Genomic DNA, 18,622 nt, shown 5'->3' on the forward strand with positions numbered 1-18,622 from the left:
AGTGACATACCGAGTGGTATGTGCGCAGAATCAGCGCAACCCCCTACCCGCCCGTAGGCAATGCCGCCCCGGAGGACGCTGTGCTGAGCACCATGCAGGATGTACCGCTGACCGTCACCCGCATCCTTGTCCATGGAGTGCTGGTGCACGGGACGTCCCGTATCACCACCTGGACGGGCGAGGACGAGCCGCAGCGCCGCACTTTCGCCGAGGCCGGGATCCGTGCCGTGCAGCTCGCGAACGCCCTCCGCGACGACCTCGGCGTCCAAGGCGACGACCGGGTCGCGACGCTCATGTGGAACAACGCCGAGCACGTCGAGGCGTACTTCGCCATCCCCTCCATGGGCGCGGTCCTGCACACGCTGAACCTTCGCCTGCCCGCCGAACAGCTGGTGTGGATCGTCAACCACGCCGCCGACAAGGTCGTCATCGTCAACGGCTCGCTGCTGCCGCTGCTCGCCCCGCTTCTCCCGCACCTCCCGTCGGTCGAGCATGTCGTCGTGTCCGGCCCCGGTGACCGCTCGCTCCTCGACGGTGCCCGCGCACAGGTGCACGAGTACGAGGAACTGATCGCGGGCAAGCCCACGACGTTCGACTGGCCGGAGATCGACGAACGCCAGGCCGCCGCCATGTGTTACACCTCCGGTACCACGGGCGACCCCAAGGGCGTGGTGTACAGCCACCGTTCGATCTACCTGCACTCCATGCAGGTCAACATGACGCAGTCGATGGGCCTGACCGACCAGGACACCTCGCTGGTCGTGGTTCCGCAGTTCCACGTCAACGCCTGGGGCCTTCCGCACGCCACCTTCATGACCGGCGTCAACCTCCTCATGCCGGACCGCTTCCTGCAGCCCGCGCCCCTCGCCGAGATGATCGAGAAGGAGCTGCCCACGCACGCCGCCGCCGTCCCCACCATCTGGCAGGGACTGCTCGCCGAGCTGACCGCCAGGCCACGCGATGTCTCGTCCCTCACCCAGGTCACCATCGGCGGCTCGGCCTGCCCGCCCTCCCTCATGCAGGCCTTCGACAAGCTCGGTATGCGCGTCTGCCACGCCTGGGGCATGACCGAGACGTCCCCGCTGGGCACGGTGGCCCGGCCGCCGGCGCATGCCGTGGGCACGGACGAGGAGTTCGCCTACCGCCTCACCCAGGGCCGCTTCCCGGCCGGCGTCGAGGCCCGCCTCACCGGCCCCGGCGGCGAGCGGTTGCCCTGGGACGGCGAGTCCGCGGGCGAGCTGGAGGTACGCGGACCGTGGATCGCGGGCGCGTACTACAACGGCCCGGACGCCGAACCCCTACGCCCCGCCGACAAGTTCAGCGAGGACGGCTGGCTCAAGACCGGTGACGTCGGCACCATCAGCCCCGACGGCTTCCTCACCCTCACCGACCGGGCCAAGGACGTCATCAAGTCCGGCGGTGAGTGGATCTCGTCCGTCGACCTGGAGAACGCCCTGATGTCCCACCCGGACGTCGCCGAGGCCGCCGTCGTCGCCGTGCCGGACGACAAGTGGGGCGAACGCCCGCTCGCCACAGTTGTGTTGAAGGAGGGCGCCACCGCCGACTTCGCTGCCCTCCGCCTGTTCCTCGCGCAGGAAGGGAGGATCGCCAAATGGCAGCTCCCAGAGCGCTGGACGATCATCGAGGCGGTGCCCAAGACCAGCGTGGGCAAGTTCGACAAGAAGGTGCTGCGCCGCCAGTACGCGTCGGGCGAGCTGGACGTCACGACGATCTGACGTCAGAAATACGGTAGTTGGGGCGGTGTTTCACGTGAAACACCGCCCCCCGCGGCGTATGGGCCGGTTGAGTCCGCTCTGGGCGGGCTCAGTTGGTACCGATCCGCGCCAGCAGATCCACGATCCGGTCCTGCACCTCGGTGCTCGTCGAGCGCTCCGCCAAAAACAGGACCGTCTCCCCCGAGACGAGCCGCGGCAGATCGGCCTGATCGACGGCGGCCGTGTAGACGACGAGCGGGGTGCGGTTGAGCAGGTTGTTCGCGCGCAGCCAGTCGACGACTCCGGCCTGGCGGCGGTGCACCTGCATCAGGTCCATCACCACCAGGTTCGGGCGCATCTGCGCGGCCAGCGTGACCGCGTCCGCGTCCGACGCGGCCCGCGCAACCTGCATTCCGCGCCGTTCCAGCGTCGCGGTGAGGGCGAGCGCGATCTCCGCGTGCTCCTCGATGAGCAGCACACGTGGCGGGTGCTGCTCGGAGTCGCGTGGCGCGAGCGCCTTCAGGAGAACGGCCGGATCGGCGCCGTACGCCGCCTCACGCGTCGCCTGCCCGAGTCCCGCCGTGACCAGCACGGGGACCTCGGCGGCCACCGCGGCCTGGCGCAGCGACTGGAGCGCGGTCCGGGTGATGGGGCCGGTGAGCGGGTCGACGAAGAGCGCGGCCGGGAAGGCGGCGATCTGCGCGTCGACCTCCTCACGGGAGTTGACGATGACGGGCCGGTAGCCGCGGTCGCTCAGCGCCTGCTGGGTCGTCACATCCGGCGCGGGCCACACCAGCAGCCGGCGCGGGTTGTCGAGCGGTTCCGGGGGCAGCTCGTCGTCCATCGGCCGCGCCTGGGGCTGGTCGGCGACCTCGATGGCACCGCCCGGACCGTCGAGCGGCTCGGGACCCTCGTCGGCGTTCTCGTCCGGGGCCCCTATGGCGTACGACCGTCCGGCGCCCTCGGTGGCCCCGGCCAGGCGGGACTGCCCGGCCAGTGAAGGCTGTGCCGGGAGCGGGGCGGACACGGCCTGCGGATGCGGACGCGCTGCCGTCTCCGGACGCTCGCCCATGGGCTCGGGAGGTGTGCCGAGCTTGCGGCGGCGGCCCGAACCGTTCGACGAGTGCGGGGGAGGCGTCGGCGACTGGGGCCGGGGCTGGGCCTGGGGCTGGGCCGTCGCCTGGCGCGCGAAGGGCACGCCCTGCCCGAGGGTTCGCACGCTGATCGCCCGACCCTGCGTCGAATAGGGGTCGACGGGCGAGGCCGCCTCCGCGGGCAGGGGCTGAGCGGTCCGCGGCTGCGTGGCGCGCTCCGGAGGCAGCGGGGTGCCGGCCGACGGGGTGGCCTGCGGGGGCATGGGCGTGCCGGGGGCCGGGGTGGCCGACGCGGGGACACCGCCCGCGGGGGTGGACTGCGAGGGCACCTGCTGTGCCACGGGCTGCGGCGCGGTGCCGGGCTGTCCCGGCAGGGGCTGAGCGGGCGCGACGGCGGGGACCGGCTGGCCCGGTGCCACCGGCCCGGGCTGGGTGGCGGGGCCCGGCTGCGCGGGCAGCGGCTGTGCGCCGGGGACGGCCTGAGCGAGAAGCCCCTGCGGGGGAACGGCGTGCGCGGCGACCGTGGGCACGCCCTGCGGGGGGACGGGCTGCGGTCCCGGCTGAGGGGGCACGTTCTGGGCGGGTGCCGGTGCCGCAGGAGTCGTCTGCGCGGGCGCACTCTGGGCCGGCGTCATCCGGTGCGGAGTGCTCTGGGCAGGGGGCATCTGTGCGGGCACGCCCTGAGGGGGCGTGCCCGCAGGTGCGTCCGTGCCGTCCGGCCCGGCCTGCGGCTGCCCGGGCGCGGCGGCCGGGCGGGCGCGGCGGCGGCCCGTGGGTGTGGGCACCGGGTGCGGCTGCGGCGGAGTGTGGTCCTCGGCCTGCTCGTGCGCCACCGCGTCATGGCGGCCCTCGCCGGCCTGGACGGGGACGGGCGGGTTCTGTTCCGGTGTGCGGACGGCCTCGGCCGGCGGCAGTGCGAACACCGTCCGGGGACCGGCATCCACGGCGGCCGCACGCTCGTTCGCGGCGGCCAGGGCACGCCGACGGCGCCCGGTGGGCGCGGCACCGGCGTAGTCGGGGGACGGGGCGCAGGAGGCCGCGGGCAGTGCGGGCAGCAACGCCTGCGGTGCGTCGTCCCGGCCGGCGCGACGGCCCGTGGGGACGGGGACGCCCTGCGGCGGCACGGCCTCTCCCAGCCCGGTGGCCGTGGCCGGGGCGCCCGCGGCGTGCTCGGCGGCGGTCACCACCGAGCCTTCGGCCACGCCTTCGCTGCCGTTCTCGGCCGGGCTCGGCCGGCCGCGCCGCCGTCCCGTGCCACCGGTTGGACCGGTCTCCGCGGCACCGTCGTTCCCGGCCGTCTGTGCCGGACCGGAAGCCTCGGTGGCGGGTTCGTCCGCCGCGCGCCGCCTGCGCCGCCCGGTGGGTGCCGTCGCGGCCGTTTCGGAGGACGGGGCGGGATCGCCCACCTCGCTCTCCAGGAACGCGTCCACGGACGACCGGCGGGCCCGCCGTCGTCCCTGCTGCGGGGCCTGCTCGGGCACCGCGACCTCGGCCGCGGGCTCACCCGCGGACGTCTCGGCCGGGGCCGGGGGGACCGCCCCGGCGCCGCCGCCGAGCGGCACCTCGAGCACATAGGCGTTGCCGCTCATGCCCGGCACCTCGTGCGTCTGCAGCACACCTCCGTGCGCGCGCACGATGCCGCCGACGATCGGCTGGTGCACCGGGTCTCCCCCGGCGTACGGGCCCCGTACCTCGATCCGTACGACCTCGCCGCGCTGCGCGGCCGCCACGACGACGGTGTTGTCCATGTAACCGCCCGCCGAGACGGGCGCGTTGCCGGTCGCGTCGACGCCCGCCACGTCCGCGATGAGGTGAGCGAGTGCCTGGGCGAGCCGCTGCGGGTCGACCTCGGCCTCGATGGGCGGGGCGTGGACGGCGAACTGCACGCGTCCGGGCCCGATCAGTTCGACGGCACCGTCGACACCGGCGGCGACGACCGCGTCGAGCATCACGGCCGTCCGGACGAGCTCGTCCTCACCGGCGTCCAGGCGCTGGTAGCCGAGGACGTTGTCGACGAGCGTGGTGATGCGCGAGTAGCCGGCGGCGAGGTGGTGCAGCACCTGGTTGGCCTCGGGCCACAGCTGGCCGGCGTCGTCCGCGGCGAGCTTGGACAACTCGCCGCGCAGCTCGTCGATGGGGCCGCGCAGGGACTGGCCGAGCATGGCGAGCAGTTGCTCGTGCCGGGCGGCCAGCGCCTCGTACCGGTCCTTCTCACGCTCGCCGAGCGCCGCGTAGCGCTCGTCGCCGGCCGCGACCTCCTCCGCATGCCGCTCCTGGAGCCCGACGAGCTCGGCGGTCTGCTCCTCGCGCAGCCGCTCCAGCTCCTCAGCGTGCTCCTTGCCGATCCGCTCCAGCTCCTCCTTGTGCCGCTTCTCGGCCTCGTCCTTCTCCGCGACGACCGCGTCGAACGGGCGCCGGTCGGTGAACGTCATCACGGCGCCGACGATCTGTTCGCCGTCGCGCACCGGCGACGTCGTCAGGTCGACCGGAACCTTGTCCCCGGTCTTGGACCACAGCACCTGCCCGCGCACCCGGTGCTTGCGCCCGGAGCGCAGGGTGTCGTGCAGCGGCGACTCGGCGTACTGGAAGGGGGAACCGTCTTCGCGGGAGTGCAGCACGAGGGTGTGCAGCTCTTTCCCGCCCAGGTCGCTGGCCCGGTAGCCGAGTATCTGGGCGGCGGCCGGGTTGACGAGCACGATCCGCCCGTCCGTGTCCGTGCCCACCACGCCCTCGGCCGCGGCCCGCAGGATCATCTCGGTCTGCCGCTGGGAGCGGGCGAGTTCGGCCTCCGTGTCGACGGTGCCGGACAGATCGCGGACGACGAGCATGAGCAGTTCGTCGCCGGTGTAGCCGTAGCCGTCGTAGGCCTGCCGGGCGTCCTCGAGATTGGCGCTCGTGACCTCGACGGGGAACTCGCTGCCGTCCGTCCGGCGGGCGATCATCCGCGTCGGCTTGGTCCGCCCGCTCGGGTCCATGGAGTCGGGCCGGCGCATGGAGCCGGGGATCAGCCGTGAGTCGAACTGGGGCAGCAGATCGAGGAGCCCCCGCCCCACCAGGGCGGTCCCGGGCGTCTCGAAGGCCTCCAGGGCGATGGTGTTCGCGTTGACGACGGTTCCGTTGGCGTTGACCAGCACCAATGCGTCAGGAAGCGCGTCCAGTATGGCAGCGAGGCGAGCAGCGCCTCGGGATGGCCTGCTGCTCACGAGACGCTTCCTCCCTGTTACCGCACCTTGCCGACCACTGGGCCATCTTGCCAACCGGCCCGCAACGTGTCACGCGAGGGAGTCTAAAGGCAGCGGTTGTGCCGGGGATGCCGGATGAGAGGGAGGTCGCACGCGGAAGTGACGCAGAACCTGTGACCGTGCAGGTCGCCCCGAGGAACCCCGACGTCATCCGCACGCGGGCCGTGGTCCCGACGGGGCGGACCCTACGAACGAACGTCCGGCAGCAGCGGCACCAAGTCGTTCCAGCGGGCGATCTGACAGCCGTCGCGGCGGTCGTACCGCGCGTCGACCGGCCGCCCGGCCCAGGTCCCGGTGACATGAGCGGTCGCCGGGCCCCCGTACTGCATCGTGCACAGGCTGCGCGGCGGCACCGGGGCGAAGGGGTCCCGGCCCCAGGTGGTGCGCCGGTCGAGCGCGTCGCACGCGCCTGCGGGGTTCGGATGACTGCCGCGCCCCGGATGACAGTGCAGCACGTACGTCCCGTCGGAGCGACCCGCGTGGCTGACGGTGACGACGAGCCGGTCGCCGTGGGGGACGGGGGGACGGCCGTGCGCAGACGCAGCGGCGGGCGCCGCGACCACTGAGAGAACGGCGACGGCCCCGAGGAGCACGCCGCGCGAGGTGAACTGGACCATGCCGTGACTAACGGGGGCGCGGCGGGGTGGTTGCGCGTGAGGGCGCACGATCCACCTGTTGCAGGAGGGACGGCAGGTTCCACCGGGCTGCGACCGCGCGTCGCCGGAGAATCGAGGCGTCGGGGGGCCGCGCCAGGACCGGGACGTCTCCCAAGGGCCGGCGGCGCCGAATGGCGCCCCGAGGAGACGCCGACGGATCTTGCCGTGCGGATTGCGGCCCAGTGCTTTGCCCTGCGGCCTTTCTGCCTAGTACCGTGGGGGGCGATTGGTGACAGCCCGGTCGGCTGTGTCATCATCTGCACGCACCACTCGCGCTCGCGCGGGCGGTTGTGCTGGAGGCGTCGCCTAGTCCGGTCTATGGCGCCGCACTGCTAATGCGGTTTGGGTCTTAAAGCCCATCGAGGGTTCAAATCCCTCCGCCTCCGCCATCTGACCAGGGAGTTCGGCCGATATCGGCTGGGCTCCCTGAGTGGCGTCTAGGGCCCTTTTCAGCCCTGAGATGGCACGGTGTTGGCACCAACCGCCGAAAGGCGATTCTGGCGCGGAATGAAGGCCGCAATTTTGCGCGTGGCGTCCTCGGCCAGTTCCTCCGCGACGACCGCGTACACGTCCTTCGTGAAGGACACCGACGCGTGCCCGAGCACCTCTGAGACGAACTTGTCGTCGACCCCGGCGGCGATCAGCATCGTGGCCGCGCCGTGACGCAGATCATGGAAGCGGATGGGCGGCAGCGTCATCCGCAGGGCCACCTCGACCGCGGCCTCGGTCGTCCGGAACTTCCGGGCGATCCGCTCGACCGACCACTTCTCCGCAGCCTTCTCACGGATCTTCGCGTACCGCTCGAGCAGGATCCGGAACCGGCTCGACAGGTACTCGGCCTTGAGGGCTGTGCCGTCCTCGTAGCAGAACACCCGGCCGGAGTCCTGGTACAGCTCGCCCCACTGCAGCCGCTCCTCGAGCTTCCGCTTCCGCCAGGCCCTCAGGACGCGCACGGTCTCGTCGTCGAGAGGGATCTGCCGATAGCCGGCGTCGGTCTTCGTGTCGTCGAGCTCGTCGTCCGACTGCGCCTGCAGGACGTGCAGCCGCTTGCGCTCGAGGCTCAGGTCTTTCTCCTCGGCGCCGACCAGCTCGCCGCGCCGCGGCCCGTAGTAGGCGTCCAGGTGGAACGCCGGGTACATGCGTTCCTCGGAAGCCTCGGCGAAGTCGAGGAACGCCCCACACTGCCCGGACGTCCACACCATCACCTTGGCCGGGATGCTGCCGGTCTTCTCCCACGCCTCGACGCGCTCGGCCGTCCACAGCAGGGGACGGGCACGGCCCTGCTTCCGCTTGCCACCCTTCGAACGCCATACCCCGTCAGTCGGGTTGTCCGTCCGGATCTTTGACAGCTTCACGGCGTCCGTGAGAGCCCCGTGAAGGACTGCGTGCACCCGGCGGATACGACCCTCGGAGATCGGCCGGGAGTGCAGCCGGCGGCCGTCCCGGGTGGCCCGAGCGTCCTTCAGGCGGCGCAGAATCTCCGACCGGTCGCCCTGCTCCTCCGGCCGGTTCAGCTTCCGCATCGCCGCGTACAACTCGCGGAAGTGCTCGTCGGTGAGGTCGACGACCTTGATATGCCCGAGGCCCGGCTTCCCGTACAGGTCGATCGCCTCGCGCTCGGCATCGAGCGTGCTCTTCTTCAGACCCTCGCCCGTCTCGGCCTCCGACTTCCGCCACGCGTACCGGCGCTCGAGGTACTCGCCGAACGTAGTCTTCCGCTCGTCGTGCGCCTTCGGGCTGGCGGCTGTGCCGAGCACGTTGGCCAGCTCCTTCTTGCACTCCGTCTCAGTGGTGTACGGACCGATGCGCGGCTGCCGGCGCTTCCCATCTGCCGACTTCGGCGCCTCGTAGCGGGCGTACCAGCCGCCGTGCCCCTTCTTGCTGAGATCCGGGCACTTCTTGCCGAGCAGCCGTTTCGTCTCCGGATCCCGGCATGAGCAAGCCTTGAACGGCTTCATTCACTCCCCCTTCGTGTCGTCCTTGGCGGTGTCGTCTTCGATGCCGCCCTCGGCGGCGAGCCTCTCGCGGAACTGCTCGAACCCGACCCCCGGATGTACGACGGGCTTCGGGTCGAACCGCTCCTGCAGCTCCTCCAACTCGATGCCGAGCTGCTGGTATCGGCGCAGCGCCATACGCACCCGCGCCGCCTCGGCACCCCCGCCCGCCTCCGGCGACACCAGGTCTTCGACCAGGTCAGCAAGTTGCCGGGCGAGCCGGACGGATGAGTGTTCAGCTGTCCTGCGATGCTCGGGCGGATTCGCCAGCGCCAGGTAATCGGGCCGCAGGCGTCCGTACTCCTGCTCCCGCTCGTAGGCCTCCGCCTCGACGGCGGGATCGGTGCCGGGTTCCGCCAGGTTGACGCCGTCGCCTGGCTCCCAGTCGACTGCCGGCCCCTGCCCCAGGGCCCACAGCCACGCGATACGACTGCGCAGCTGCTTCTCGTCCGTCGCCAGGCCGATCAGCTCGTTGTCGGACCTGGCCGGCAGGAGCAAGGTGAGCGGCGAGACGTTGAGGGCCAGAGCGAGCGCAACCAGGTCATCGGCGTCGACACGACGCGTCCCTGCCTCGATCCGCGAGATCCCGAGCGGCGGGATAGCTCGACCATGCTCGCGGGTTGCGTCAGCCAGGTCCTTCTTGCTCAGTCCTCGCGCTTCCCGGAGGCGTTGCACGTTGGCCTGGACCCGCTGTCCAGTGGGCCCCAGGGGGTTCTTCTTCTCGTCTGCCACCCGCCCAAGGTACGCATCGAAATGATGCGTTCGCAACTCAACTTGCTTCCCGGACATTCCGTGGCTTACCTTTGATCTGTCAACGCATCGAAGTGATGCGTCGACGGATCAAGGGAGATTCCATGTCTTCAGGGTTGATCTCCGTGCTGTCGGGAGTCGGAGACGACTGGCTGACGGCACGCGAGGCCGGCGCTATGGCGCGAGTCAGCGAGAAGACGCTCGCTAACTGGCGCTCCCTCGGGGTCGGGCCGCCGTACACGAAGCTGAGCCCCGGCCGCGGAGGTCGCATCCGATACCGCCGTAGCGACGTCCTCGCCTGGCTCGCGCAGCGAGGGGTGGCGGCCTGATGGCGAACTGGACCCGCGAAGAGGTCGAGGCGGAAGGACCGACGACAGAGGTCCCCGTCCTCGCATCGATCCTCGGCGTCGACAAGGACACGATCTACGACTCGATACGCCGCGGCGACTGGACCATGACTCGCGTCCTCCGCCTCGGCCGCCGCATCAAGATCCCGACCGTCGACATCGTCACATACCTGTTCGGCCCCGCCGCGGTCTCACCGGCCGTGCCATCGCGGTGCCGACACGACGACTTGCTGCAGGTCACGGCGCACGAATCGCAGTCTCAATGCGGTTGCACCCCAGTGGTTCCGGGCGCCGTCCACCAACTTCGGGGTGCATGAGACGGCCCGGCCGTCGGTGTCTCCAGCACCAGCGACCGGGCCTCAGCGCAACCCATCCAACGACGAGACCCCGGGCTCATCGCCTCCTACAGCGACCCGGGGCCACGCACCAACAGAACGGAATCCAACGCCATGGCCATAGTGGCACATCGCACCCAGGACGTGCCCCCTGGTCCTGCCGTCGAAGGCGACGCCGCAGCGGTCGGGGTTACATCCTCCGACGCGCACCAGCCGAGTCTCTTTCCGACGGAGGCCGCGACCATTGATCGCCCGGTCGCGCGCCCGTTTCTGCTGACCACCCGTGGTCGTGTCGAGTACGGGGTTCGCTGCCCGGAGTGCCGCCAGATGCACCGGCATATCCACCTCGGGCTCGTTCGTGCACCGTGCGGCGCCAAGTACGACGTCCAGCCCAAGCACGGACGTACACGGAGGGCGGCATGAGCTGGTGGACCAACGCCCGGGATGACGCGTTGCGCGCCGCCGAGCACGACTTCAAGGTCCTGCCGCTGTCCCTCAGCAAGCTGCCTGCCATCAAGTCCCCGCACGACAAAGGGCACAGCTGCAAGGGAGAGTGCGGGCTCCTCGGCCACGGCGTGCACGACGCCAGCAGCGACCCGGACCGCATCCGCGACATGTTCCGCGCTGCTCCACACGCGACCGGCTATGGCACTGCCTGCAGGGTGCCGCCGAACTATCTGATCGGCCTGGACCTCGACATCAAGAACGGTGTGAACGGCGTTGCCGAGCTGCGCCGTCTGGCCGACGAGTACGAGTTCGCCATCCCCCGCACTGTGGCTGTACGCACGGCCGGGACGCCCGGGACGCCCGGCGGCTGGCACCTCTGGTTGAGCGGACCGCCAGACGTCGCCGTCTCCAACTCGGCCGGCCGGGTGGCTCCCGGAATCGACGTCCGCGGTGCCGGCGGATACCTCGTCGGCCCCGGGAGCCGTGGCAAGAAGGGGTTGTACCGCCTGGTCGGCGATCCGGACGACTTCACCGTGGCCCCGATGCCCGAGGCACTGCTCCGCCTTGTGACCGCCGTCAAGGAGCAGCCGCGGCGGGAGCGGCCGTTCCGCACACCGATCGGCCCGGGCGCGGCCGGCAAGGTCCTCGTCGGCCTGGTCCGCCTGGTCCTCGATGCCCGTGAAGGGCAGCGCAACGACCGCCTGTACTGGGCCGCCGCCAGAGCCTACGAGCACGCGGCAGCCGGCCGTCTGGACGAGAACGCAGCCGAGCGTGCCCTGATCCGCGCGGCCGTCGAGGCGGGCCTGCCCGAAAGCGAAGCACAGAGGACCGTCGCGTCAGCGCGCGGCACAAGCACGGGAGTTGCCCGGTGACCGACAGCCAGAACCTCGCCGAGGAGATCGTCAAGGGCGAGGGCGTCGATGTGGGAGAGTGCCCGCTCGGCACCCCCGAGGAGGCCGTCAAGCAGCTGGCCGAGCTGGAGGGCGCCGACCGGCTCGACAGCATCGGCAAGCTGGTGGTGTGGGCGGCTGGCCGCGGCGAGCTCGCGCTGCAGCAGTACAAGAACGCGGTGGTGGAGGCTGGACTGATCCGCCCGGGTGACTGGCGCTCCCTCGCCTCCGAGGCCAAGAAACAGCGCGTCCACGACATCAAGGTGGCCGTCCGCTCGGAGTGCCCGTATGACGACGAGGACGGCCTCCTGTACCTGAACACGCCGGACGGCGGACGGGTGCTGCTCGCCCGCTTCGTTCCCGAGGTCGTGGCGCAGGTGATCCGGGACGACGGCGCTGAGATCACCACGCTGATCAAGATTCGGGTGACACGGCCCGGCGGCCAGTCAGTCGAGGTCGAGGTGCCCGCCGAGCGGCTCCCCCAGGCTCGACGCTGGGCTGCGCAGGCCATCGGCGCGTCCGCCGTCATCACACCCATGTCCCGCGACGAGGCCCACGTCGCCACGGCCGCGCAGTACCTCGGTAACGACAAGTGGGACACCCAGACCACCTACGCACACACCGGCTGGCGATCGGACATCGACGGCAACTGGCGGTTCCTCACCGCCTCCGGTGCCCTTGGTGCGGACGGCCTGGACACGGCCGTCACTGTCGACCTGGGGACCGACCAGCTGAACATGTACGCGCTTCCCGACCCCACTGCGGTGGAAGTCGAGGTACTCGTCGCAGCGGTCCGCGCGTCGGTCGCCCTGCTCGATGTGGCTCCGCTGAACGTCACGGCGCCGATGCTCGGGGCCGCCTACCGCGCGCCGCTCCCGCTGCTCCCGGAAACCAGCGCATTCCTGGTAGGTACTTCCGGATCACTTAAAAGCGCGATGTCTGCCACGGTGCAGCAGCACTACGGGCGCCGACTCGATGCCAAACATTTCCCCGCAAACTGGACTTTCACCGGGAACGCGCTGGAGTCCCTTGCCAATCAACTTGCGAACGTTCTTCTCATCATTGACGACTACGCGCCACAGTCCGCGGACGACCCCCGCCGGCTGGCCATCGCAGCTGACCGCATCTTTCGTGGCGCGGCGAACAGTGCTGGACGCGGCCGTCTGCGGCCGGACGGTACCCCCCGCCCTGCACGACCGCCAAAAGCTCAGCTCGCGGCGACCGGCGAGGACGTGCCGCCCGGAGAGTCACTGCGAGCCCGGCTGACCATCACCAACGCGGACGCTATCGACGTCGTGAAGCTGACCGAGGCGCAGCAGCGGGGCGCGGCTGGCGTGTACGAGCTCGCGATGGCTGGGTACGTGCGTCACCTCGCGGCCGAACTGGACGCGGACGCTGAGTACACCGACCGGTTGCGGGAGCAGATTGCCCAGCGGCGCGCGGAGTTGGCGAGGGCCACGGGTGGACATACCCGGGTTCCCGAGGCGGCGGCAAGCCTGCTGACGGGGTTCCGTCAGTTCCTCACGTTCGCGGTCTCGATCGGCGCGTTCACGGCCGACGAGGCGTCAGCGCAGATGGAGAAGGTGAAGGCCGCTCTCCTCCAGGTGGCCGCAGACCAGGCCGCCTACGTCAAAGGCATGTCCGTTGCCGAGGTCTACCTGCGGGCGCTGCGGGCTGCTCTGTTCGGCGGTGGTGCGCATCTGGCCGACCAGGAGACCGGACGCGAGCCCGCCGACCCGGAGAAGTGGGGTTGGGAGTCCCACGCGGGGGAGTACCGATCCAAGGGCAAGCGCATCGGCTGGCTCTCCAACACTGGGGACGTCCTCTTGCACCCAGACGTGGCGTTCGAGGTAGCGCGCGATCACGCCGGGCGTTCCGCCGAGCCGCTCGCTACCACGAAGGTCACGATCCACAAACGGCTCAAGGAGGGCGGTCACCTCGCGTCCACGGGCGAGGACGACCGGCCAGCTGTAAGGCGGCGGATCGTCGGCAGGAACACGCGGGTCCTCCACGTTCACGCCAACCGGATCACCGGAGAGACGGCGTAATGCGTTCCCGTGCAGCAGCCCCCTATGTGCTGGAGAACCGGGAGCAGCGGGAGCAGCGGGAGCGCGGCAGATATCTGCGCAGGTCAATGGCCCCTGCTCCGCTCCCACTTCCAGTACTCCAGCGGGAGCGGTCCGCGCGGAGACCGGGAGCAGCGGGGCGCTCCCGGTTCTGCTCCCGGTCGCGCTCCCAGTTCGTCACCGCGACTGGGAGCAGCACGGACGCCCTCTGGCCTGCGGATGTGCCCGCTGCTCCCGCTGCTCCCGGTTTTGCGCACCCCACCCCACCCCATAGGCGAAACACGACACAGGAGATGGTCATGAACGGCACCCCATTGCCCCCGCTGCACGCTTACGTCCTCGCGCACCGCTGCACCACCTGCGGCGCCGAACCGGGCCAGGAGTGCAACGCCCCGAACAAGAACAAGCGGCTGGCCCGTGCTGACCGCATCCGCGCCGAACTCGGCATGGAGCCCTTCGAGCATGATCCGACCGACCGCATGCACGCGGCCCGGTACGACGCTGGCACCCGCCATCGGCACCGCGACGTAGCCCGCGCCCCGTGGGCCGAGGACCGGGAACCGGGGCGGCGCTACGACAGCCTCGGCGACGCCTGGACGCCGGGTACCGCCATGACCTCCCGCGCCGTAGGGGGGTCGTCATGACCACCACGGACGACCCGCCGCTGATCTTCTGGGGGCGCTGCCGTAGCGGGCGCCGCTGGTTCTGGGTCGCTCGAGAGATCGACGGCGACGACGCCCACGGATGGGCCAGCACGCCCGACGAAGCTTCCCGCCAGGCCAACGCCGCCGCGGTGCAGCTGGCCGCCGGCCGGTACGCCAACGTCCGTGTCCTGCACGGCGTCGCCGCGGAGAAGCTGAAGAAGCTCAACGCCGCCAAGCGCCAGGAGAAGACGCCGAAGCCGAAGCGGCCCCAGCCCAAGGTCACGCCGCCCGCCGAGCCGATCGGCTACCTGTACGCAGTCGAACTCGGCCGCTACGACCTCGACGACGTGACGTGGATCCCCGGCAAGGTCGTCAGCTTCCCCATCACGAAGAAGACCGCGAAACGCGTCTACTACCTGCGCCCCCGCGGCCCCTTCGAGTGGCAGCCCGGGTACGTCGACCGGCAGGAGCTCGAGCGTCACGGGTCGGTACGGGGCGCCCACTGGCTGCAGCTCTTCGCCACACCGCCCGAAATTCCCAAGCCCGTCACCCCGCCCAGCGTCAAGGAGCTGAAGGCGGCCATGGCCGCAGCCCACCCCGACCGTGGCGGAACCGACGAGGCGTTCATCGCCGCCCGGGAGCGCTACCTGAAAGCCCTCCGGAGGGCCGCATGACCTCCCGCGCAGACCTCGCTGCCAAGGCGGCCGACGGGCTTCCTGACCGTGTGGGCGCCGACGTGATCGTCCCCCTCGACTGGTGCTCGTGCGGCGGCGCCCTCGGTATCGCCCCGGGCCGAGTGATCGACTTCGAGTACAACGGCGATCCCGTGGTGCAGCTGGATCTCAGCGGCTGTTCAACGCGGTCCACGCCGCCACACTGCTCGGCGCCGCCGCTCGTCTTCACCCGTCACGAGATAGAGAAGTTGAGGTGGCTCCTGTGACCAGCCACGTTGAACAGGCGGTCGCCGCCCGCATACAGGTGGCGAAGCGGCGGACCGAGGACATGCGCCGCCAGCGCGCAGAACTCGCCGCAGCCCGCAAAGCAGGCGTCGCCCGCCGGCACGCATCCAAGCTCTACCGTCAAGCCTCCGCAGGAGACGCCCCGGTGAAGACCTACCGCCGACACAACTGCTCGAGCAGCCACGGCAGCTGGCCAGACCTCGCCGCGTGCGTCTGGCCGATGGCCCGCATCGACGGAGACGGCCCGTTCGCCGCCCTCGCCTGCCGAGCCCAGGCCGTCACCCTGTACCCCGTCCTCGACCAGGCGCAGGGTCGCCGCCGCGCCCACGACCGCGACGGCTGCGGACCCGACTGCCGACGTGCCCATCAGCTCATCGCCCTCGACCCCGGGCCCGAACAATCCGGGGCCGCCGCGTGAGCCACCGCCTGATGCTCGTCGCCCTGTGCGCGCGGCTTGTCGTCATCGCCGCGACCGGTACCCAGCTGGTCGCCGAGCTCCGATGGCGCCGCCGCTGGGCCCGCCGGGAGCGGCTTGCCGAGGCCGCCGCCGAGAAGCCCTGACGCGGCGTTTCTGATGCGCGGCATTTGAGCTGCACATTCCGGTATATACCGATCCCCTTTGGAGTCCCGTTGTCCACACCTGCTGCCCTGGTCGGCGGTCGCCGCCCGAACGTGTTCACCAGGCGGCCCGAGCCTGGCGAGATCGTCCCCAATCCCGGCACGATCATCTGGACAGTCGACGGCGAGGCCCTGCTGTACGTCGGCGACAGCTGGCGTGACGTCGACGTCCGGCCGCTCGCCCTGCAGCTCCGCCAGGCCCGAAAGGTGACCCTGGTCGGTCACCGCGGCAGCGCGTGCCGACCGGCGAGGGGTGCCCTCGGCTGGGCGTGGACCGAATTGGCCCGCGCAGCGCGGGCCTCGAGGCCGCCCGCTCTGCCGCAGGCGCCCCCGCAGGTGTGCGGCCGGCCCAAGACGGACGGGCAGCCGTGCCGGCGGCCCGCGGGCTGGGGAGCTGATCCCGGAGAGGAGGCGTGCCGGGATCACGGCGGCAGCACGGCTTTGCAGGAGGCGGAGGCGGAACGGGTCGCCGACCAGGCGCTGACGTTCGCCCGGCTCACCACGAAGGCCCGTACAACCCCCCTGACGCCCCAGGAGCAGCTACAGGCAGCCACCGCGATACGGGACGTTCTCGAGGCCCGTTCGAGCCGCCATCGCCGCCGCTAGCCGCGCCGCAACCCCATCGACCGGCAGCCAAATCTCGAACCCATGACCGGTGCACCCCAGGAGCCGTATGCCCGAGCTGATCCCCGGCCCGTCCGTGATCCTCACGGGCACGGATCTCATTTATGTCGCCGATGTGCTGGCCGCGGCGTTGCGGGCGCGTGCGCAGCGGGATGGCGGGGTTCCGCCAAGGCTGCGGGAGATTACGGCGATGGTGCAGGCTGCGGCGTTGCTGTACCGCGCGGACGTCCTCACAAGTTCCGAGCCCGGAACGACGGAGTTCCGTGATGGGGCGATTGAGGCAGTCTGCGGCCAGTCGACCACCTGGTTGACCGTCGAGGCCACAGCATCGCTGCTGGGCTGCTCCGACAGCTACGTGCGACGGCTCTGCCGCGAGAGAACGCTGTACAGCGTTAAAGCGAGCAGCAACGGCGCGTGGCTCGTCGATGAGGCTGCAGCGTTGGAGCGTCTCGGCGAACGGACCGACGAGGCAGCGTGAGATGTCAAGGCCGTCACTGAGGCAGGAGCCGAGCCGGCAGAGGACCCCGTGGGTCAAGGCCGCGCAGCTCGACGAGGACGACGACCTGCACCCCGAACCGTACCCGGTCGGTATTGCCCGCTGGCGGCACGCGATGGCCACGCGCTACGCCCGGAGCACACCGGCCCGAATCATCGACTCCACCTCGGCATGAGGAGATTCCTGATGCGTTTGTTTGGAAGGGTCGACCAGCCCGTGCCGGAGCCTGAGGCCCCGGACGCCGCGGATGCGGTGCCGGTCGACGACGAGACCGCGGTGCGCGCCGCGGCAGAGCAGGCCCGTACCGAGGCCGCCCAGCGGCGTACAGAGGCCGAGACAGTGGTCGAGACGGCCCGGGCAAAGGCGGCCCGCCTGGTCGCTGAGGCGGAACATCAGGCCCGCATCCTGGCCGGTGAGGCCCGGGAGGCAGAGGGGCGCGCCGAGCAGCTGGAGGAGCGGGCCCAGTACCTGGCGCACGCCGACCAGCTCCGCGACCGGATAGCCGACACGGAACAGAACGCGGCCCGCCTGGACGCGGAGGCCGTACAGACCGCGGAGCAGGTCGAGGCCCTGGCCGTCCGGCTGGAGGGGCTCGGCGTGCAGCGGGAGGACGCCACCGCTGCCCTGTCGGCTGCGCGGGACGCCGGCGACGTCGAGGGCGTCCAGCAGCAGCGTGCGCAGCTCACCGCGATCGATGAGGTCGTGAAGGCGCTCAGCGGGCAGCAGACGGCCCTTGGGGAGCGTCTGCGGGCGATCGGCGGCCCCGAGGATCCCGCGGGCGAGATGGCCCGCACGCTGGCCCGCACGCAGGCGGCCCGCATGGAACTGCGCCGGGTCCTCAACATCCTCGACCCCGAGCGCGTCGAGGCCCAGATGGACGAGCTGCTCGACGTGCTGCAGGGCTCGCTCGAGGCGCAGGTCGCCGAGATGACCCAGCCGCCCGCGCCCCGCCCCAACCCGCAAGTCCAGCACGCCCCGGTGATCCAGGAGCCCCCCATGGCAACCAGCAAGATCGACCAGCTTCGCAAGGCCGCCAAGGCGAAGGCCGAGGACCAGGTCGGCGTGTACGACTGCGACGGCAACCTCATCGGCCTCGTCGACCCCGACAAGGTCATCCCCGTCGCGCAGATGGACGACATGGAGAAGCAGGCCCTGGCCGCCGAGGTGTTCAAGGGCATCCGCAAGCGCGCCCAGCGCTGACCCGCAGACCCCTCGCCGGCGTTCCTTCTTTCCGCCGGCGAGATGCCCGGCCTGGGGCATAGACCGGGCAGCGCGTCCCTGGCCTGCTGTACGGCGGCCCGGGGGCGCGTCTGGCCACCTTCTCAACGCCTGGAGCAATCGCCATGAAGGCCAAGCCGCACCGTTCCGCCGCCCCCTTGCCGACGGTCCTGCCGCAGGAGCGTGAGGCGGTCGCTGTCGCCCAGGACCTGATCCGCTGCGCGCTGCGTAACGACGTGCGCGGCATGAACGCGATCCTGCGGCGTCTGGACCCTGCGAACGCCTCCAACGTGATCGGCGCGCTGGCTGTGACGGCGGCCCGCTACCTGTCCGGCGGGAACCCGGAGATGGCCAAGTTCGCCGGCCGTGTCATCGCCGAGCAGCTCGCCGGCGACCTGTAACCGCCCTGGCGCCCGGGCGCCCCGCCCTTCGGAGAACGTGTCGACGACCTTCAACTTCTTCTAGTCCTCGAGGCCCACGACAAGGCTTCCGGCATTATCGGCAAGGTCACCGGCGCCTTTGAGGCC

At 71.0% G+C, this 18,622-nt stretch carries 19 protein-coding genes and 1 tRNA gene; 16 read left to right on the forward strand and 4 right to left on the reverse strand.

The genetic code is table 11. From position 1 onward, the window contains the following. The first annotated feature begins 80 nt into the window (after positions 1–80). Positions 81–1,736, forward strand: coding sequence for a long-chain fatty acid--CoA ligase (locus ABT186_RS05105; protein WP_351234494.1), 1,656 nt, complete (start codon positions 81–83; stop codon positions 1,734–1,736). An 88-nt stretch (positions 1,737–1,824) separates the two neighbouring features. Here ABT186_RS05105 and ABT186_RS05110 read toward each other — a convergent pair whose 3' ends face one another. Continuing rightward, positions 1,825–6,012 carry a PAS domain-containing protein gene (locus ABT186_RS05110; RefSeq protein ID WP_351923604.1) on the reverse strand — a complete coding sequence of 1,396 codons (4,188 nt, stop codon included), beginning with the start codon at positions 6,010–6,012 and terminating at the stop codon, positions 1,825–1,827. A 224-nt stretch (positions 6,013–6,236) separates the two neighbouring features. After that, complete coding sequence (locus ABT186_RS05115; protein WP_351234486.1) at positions 6,237–6,668, reverse strand: SSI family serine proteinase inhibitor; 432 nt, start codon at positions 6,666–6,668, stop codon at positions 6,237–6,239. 334 nt (positions 6,669–7,002) lie between these two features. Between ABT186_RS05115 and ABT186_RS05120 the strand changes: the two genes are divergently transcribed. Then, positions 7,003–7,096 (forward strand) — tRNA-Ser (locus ABT186_RS05120). Positions 7,097–7,156: 60 nt separating this feature from the next. On the opposite strand, the gene ABT186_RS05125 is transcribed toward ABT186_RS05120, so the two are convergent. Further along, a complete protein-coding gene (locus ABT186_RS05125; RefSeq protein WP_351923606.1) occupies positions 7,157–8,665 on the reverse strand; it encodes a tyrosine-type recombinase/integrase in 1,509 nt (502 codons plus the stop codon). After that, positions 8,666–9,433 carry a helix-turn-helix domain-containing protein gene (locus tag ABT186_RS05130; protein ID WP_351923608.1) on the reverse strand — a complete coding sequence of 256 codons (768 nt, stop codon included), beginning with the start codon at positions 9,431–9,433 and terminating at the stop codon, positions 8,666–8,668. Between the two features lie 122 nt (positions 9,434–9,555). Between ABT186_RS05130 and ABT186_RS05135 the strand changes: the two genes are divergently transcribed. The 14 genes from ABT186_RS05135 to ABT186_RS05200 all read left to right on the forward strand — a co-directional run bounded on the left by ABT186_RS05135 (position 9,556) and on the right by ABT186_RS05200 (position 18,496). Next, entirely contained in the window at positions 9,556–9,780 is a 225-nt protein-coding gene (locus ABT186_RS05135; protein WP_351923610.1) for a helix-turn-helix transcriptional regulator, read from the forward strand. Continuing rightward, a complete protein-coding gene (locus tag ABT186_RS05140; RefSeq protein WP_351923612.1) occupies positions 9,780–10,115 on the forward strand; it encodes a helix-turn-helix domain-containing protein in 336 nt (111 codons plus the stop codon). The genes ABT186_RS05135 and ABT186_RS05140 overlap by 1 nt, the downstream gene beginning before the upstream one ends. A 437-nt stretch (positions 10,116–10,552) precedes the next feature. Further along, complete coding sequence (locus ABT186_RS05145; protein ID WP_351923614.1) at positions 10,553–11,452, forward strand: bifunctional DNA primase/polymerase; 900 nt, start codon at positions 10,553–10,555, stop codon at positions 11,450–11,452. After that, positions 11,449–13,518 (forward strand): hypothetical protein, encoded by a 2,070-nt coding sequence (locus tag ABT186_RS05150; RefSeq protein WP_351923616.1) that lies wholly within the window; start codon positions 11,449–11,451, stop codon positions 13,516–13,518. The genes ABT186_RS05145 and ABT186_RS05150 overlap by 4 nt, the downstream gene beginning before the upstream one ends. Positions 13,519–13,835: 317 nt before the next feature. After that, positions 13,836–14,180 carry a hypothetical protein gene (locus ABT186_RS05155; RefSeq protein ID WP_351923618.1) on the forward strand — a complete coding sequence of 115 codons (345 nt, stop codon included), beginning with the start codon at positions 13,836–13,838 and terminating at the stop codon, positions 14,178–14,180. Continuing rightward, a complete protein-coding gene (locus ABT186_RS05160; RefSeq protein ID WP_351923620.1) occupies positions 14,177–14,854 on the forward strand; it encodes a hypothetical protein in 678 nt (225 codons plus the stop codon). Before ABT186_RS05155 ends, ABT186_RS05160 begins: the two co-directional genes overlap by 4 nt. Beyond that, a complete protein-coding gene (locus tag ABT186_RS05165) occupies positions 14,851–15,120 on the forward strand; it encodes a hypothetical protein (protein WP_351923622.1) in 270 nt (89 codons plus the stop codon). Before ABT186_RS05160 ends, ABT186_RS05165 begins: the two co-directional genes overlap by 4 nt. Further along, on the forward strand, positions 15,117–15,557 hold the full coding sequence (locus ABT186_RS05170) for a hypothetical protein (protein WP_351923624.1): 441 nt from the start codon (positions 15,117–15,119) through the stop codon (positions 15,555–15,557). The genes ABT186_RS05165 and ABT186_RS05170 overlap by 4 nt, the downstream gene beginning before the upstream one ends. Continuing rightward, on the forward strand, positions 15,554–15,700 hold the full coding sequence (locus tag ABT186_RS05175) for a hypothetical protein (protein WP_351923626.1): 147 nt from the start codon (positions 15,554–15,556) through the stop codon (positions 15,698–15,700). Before ABT186_RS05170 ends, ABT186_RS05175 begins: the two co-directional genes overlap by 4 nt. Positions 15,701–15,769: 69 nt before the next feature. Continuing rightward, positions 15,770–16,363: a hypothetical protein gene (locus ABT186_RS05180; protein ID WP_351923628.1), complete on the forward strand. Its 594-nt coding sequence runs from the start codon at positions 15,770–15,772 to the stop codon at positions 16,361–16,363. 67 nt (positions 16,364–16,430) lie between these two features. After that, on the forward strand, positions 16,431–16,859 hold the full coding sequence (locus tag ABT186_RS05185) for a helix-turn-helix domain-containing protein (protein ID WP_351923630.1): 429 nt from the start codon (positions 16,431–16,433) through the stop codon (positions 16,857–16,859). A 1-nt stretch (position 16,860) separates the two neighbouring features. Then, on the forward strand, positions 16,861–17,052 hold the full coding sequence (locus ABT186_RS05190) for a hypothetical protein (RefSeq protein WP_351923632.1): 192 nt from the start codon (positions 16,861–16,863) through the stop codon (positions 17,050–17,052). An 11-nt stretch (positions 17,053–17,063) separates the two neighbouring features. Then, entirely contained in the window at positions 17,064–18,077 is a 1,014-nt protein-coding gene (locus tag ABT186_RS05195; RefSeq protein ID WP_351923634.1) for a coiled-coil domain-containing protein, read from the forward strand. A gap of 143 nt (positions 18,078–18,220) precedes the next feature. Next, positions 18,221–18,496 carry a hypothetical protein gene (locus tag ABT186_RS05200; protein ID WP_351923636.1) on the forward strand — a complete coding sequence of 92 codons (276 nt, stop codon included), beginning with the start codon at positions 18,221–18,223 and terminating at the stop codon, positions 18,494–18,496. The last annotated feature ends 126 nt before the right edge of the window (positions 18,497–18,622 follow it).

This window comes from Streptomyces sp. NPDC001634, from assembly GCF_040298185.1.
GTDB lineage: Bacteria > Actinomycetota > Actinomycetes > Streptomycetales > Streptomycetaceae > Streptomyces.

What these genes read in the sequence shown, in the direction of transcription:
- ABT186_RS05145 (WP_351923614.1), top strand. Translation starts at nt 10,553, where the DNA reads ATGAGCTGGTGGACCAACGCCCGGGATGACGCGTTGCGCGCCGCCGAG.
- ABT186_RS05115 (WP_351234486.1), bottom strand. Translation starts at nt 6,668, where the DNA reads ATGGTCCAGTTCACCTCGCGCGGCGTGCTCCTCGGGGCCGTCGCCGTT.
- ABT186_RS05125 (WP_351923606.1), bottom strand. Translation starts at nt 8,665, where the DNA reads ATGAAGCCGTTCAAGGCTTGCTCATGCCGGGATCCGGAGACGAAACGG.
- ABT186_RS05195 (WP_351923634.1), top strand. Translation starts at nt 17,064, where the DNA reads ATGCGTTTGTTTGGAAGGGTCGACCAGCCCGTGCCGGAGCCTGAGGCC.
- ABT186_RS05185 (WP_351923630.1), top strand. Translation starts at nt 16,431, where the DNA reads ATGCCCGAGCTGATCCCCGGCCCGTCCGTGATCCTCACGGGCACGGAT.
- ABT186_RS05135 (WP_351923610.1), top strand. Translation starts at nt 9,556, where the DNA reads ATGTCTTCAGGGTTGATCTCCGTGCTGTCGGGAGTCGGAGACGACTGG.
- ABT186_RS05190 (WP_351923632.1), top strand. Translation starts at nt 16,861, where the DNA reads ATGTCAAGGCCGTCACTGAGGCAGGAGCCGAGCCGGCAGAGGACCCCG.
- ABT186_RS05140 (WP_351923612.1), top strand. Translation starts at nt 9,780, where the DNA reads ATGGCGAACTGGACCCGCGAAGAGGTCGAGGCGGAAGGACCGACGACA.
- ABT186_RS05165 (WP_351923622.1), top strand. Translation starts at nt 14,851, where the DNA reads ATGACCTCCCGCGCAGACCTCGCTGCCAAGGCGGCCGACGGGCTTCCT.
- ABT186_RS05155 (WP_351923618.1), top strand. Translation starts at nt 13,836, where the DNA reads ATGAACGGCACCCCATTGCCCCCGCTGCACGCTTACGTCCTCGCGCAC.
- ABT186_RS05160 (WP_351923620.1), top strand. Translation starts at nt 14,177, where the DNA reads ATGACCACCACGGACGACCCGCCGCTGATCTTCTGGGGGCGCTGCCGT.
- ABT186_RS05200 (WP_351923636.1), top strand. Translation starts at nt 18,221, where the DNA reads ATGAAGGCCAAGCCGCACCGTTCCGCCGCCCCCTTGCCGACGGTCCTG.